Origin of the sequence: Microbacterium testaceum, from assembly GCF_003075375.1 — a bacterium.
In the GTDB taxonomy this organism is placed as follows: Bacteria; Actinomycetota; Actinomycetes; order Actinomycetales; family Microbacteriaceae; genus Microbacterium; species Microbacterium testaceum_E.
This window is the reverse complement of record NZ_QDFT01000099.1, coordinates 1-1429: the sequence shown is the minus strand read 5'-3', so window position 1 is coordinate 1429 and position 1429 is coordinate 1. Positions and strand designations below refer to the sequence as shown.

Below are 1429 nucleotides of genomic sequence, written 5' to 3'. Positions count from 1 at the left end.
CCTGCCTCTAGGGGCAACGCGTAGCGGCGCAGGTCCGCAGTCTCGCAGCGAGAAGCCGCCCGACGTGATTCGCCTACGTCGGGCGGCTTTTCGTCGTGAACGACGGCCTGAGCGCAAATCAGGCCATGGCGGTATTCCCACGGTAGATATCACCCTCGACGTGGGTCAGTACTTCACCCGTCTTCGAGGTGGCTACCCACACATACGTGCCTTCGCGGTAGTCAATGCTCCATCCGGCAGTGTGTATGGCCTCTGCAAGCGTTTCGTCAGCACCGCCCGGAAAGAATGCAATGCCGCTGCTCGGCGGCTCGAACGCATCCAGTACTGCTTTGATCCCGTCTATTGATTGCGGCTTCTCTTCCGCAATGCGTTTGAGGGTGCGGTCGTAAAGGTCCCAATAAGCTTTCATGGTGGCATGTTGACGGGCCGAGGGTGAGAGTGCAACGAGGCACCGCCATTGGCGACCTTTTGCCGCTAGGCTCAGGTTGCGGCCGCGGGGTTCGCCGCTGTGCTTTCTGGCTGCCAAGCAACCCGTTTGGGGGAAGACGTTGAACGAACTGGAAGGTCTAGAGCGGCCGACGCGGACTCCATCTGCTGCGCTTATCGCTCTACAGAAGCACATCGAGGCCGCGGGGTTGGAGGTGAAACCTGTTGGGGCCTCTACTCAGTGGCGACGTCTCCAGGTCATGTTCCCAAATGGGCGTTCGCATAGACGCTCCTTTATCTGGGAGCAAGATGTTGACGCCGTCGCCGACTTGGACTTCAGCGCGATCGCTTTCCTTGGGTCTTACGATGCTTTCGTCAACCGAACGACTGGAGTCATCGAGGCAGCTTTGGACTTTCCGAGCGGACGGCCCTTTAGTGCTGGACCTCGTCGAATGCAGGAGATTTTGACGGCAGCTGACTTGGAAAGCGGTACCGGTGGCCCAAGCCTGAACCGTGATGGAGCATTCGTGGTGTCGCGTGGTGCTCGCAGTCTCGAGATTTCGTCTCCCTCCGAAACGGCGAAAGCTATATTGGGGCCGCGACTTCGCTCCCTCTCCCTCAAGCTAAAAGGGTTTGAGGCGCACCAGCATGACGAAGCTATGGCCGTTCTTGATAGGCACGGACAGAGCTTCTTGTTCGATCTTGATGTGCGGTACAACCTGGGCTTCACCTTAGGCCGCAAGCGGTCTTCAGTGCAATTACGTCCGGCAGATCCCGTGAAACGCGCTCCCGCCTTTCCTCGCAACGGATACGCCCTCGAAGCTCTCGCGCTGTATCAATACGGCAGGCAGGCGGCGGGGTTGCCGCTACTCGAGTTTCTTGCCTACTATCAGGCGGTCGAGTTCTTTTTCCCATCTTTTGCGCACGCTGAAACAGCCTCTCGTATCCGTGCACACATCTTGCATCCTCGTTTCGAGGCCGATGATGACAAGCAGGTTGCTGC

2 protein-coding genes are annotated in these 1429 nt (G+C 58.5%); one reads left to right on the top strand and one right to left on the bottom strand.

Translation table 11 applies throughout. The annotated features are described in order from the left end of the window. Positions 1-118: 118 nt before the first annotated feature. Positions 119-409, bottom strand: coding sequence for a hypothetical protein (locus DC432_RS16280; RefSeq protein WP_133177986.1), 291 nt, complete (start codon positions 407-409; stop codon positions 119-121). 139 nt (positions 410-548) lie between these two features. Between DC432_RS16280 and DC432_RS16665 the strand changes: the two genes are divergently transcribed. Continuing rightward, positions 549-1429: hypothetical protein (locus tag DC432_RS16665; RefSeq protein ID WP_207770863.1), on the top strand; the 881-nt coding region annotated here is incomplete at its 3' end.

Coding starts and splice junctions, on each gene's coding strand:
- DC432_RS16280 (WP_133177986.1), bottom strand. CDS start 409: ATGAAAGCTTATTGGGACCTTTACGACCGCACCCTCAAACGCATTGCG.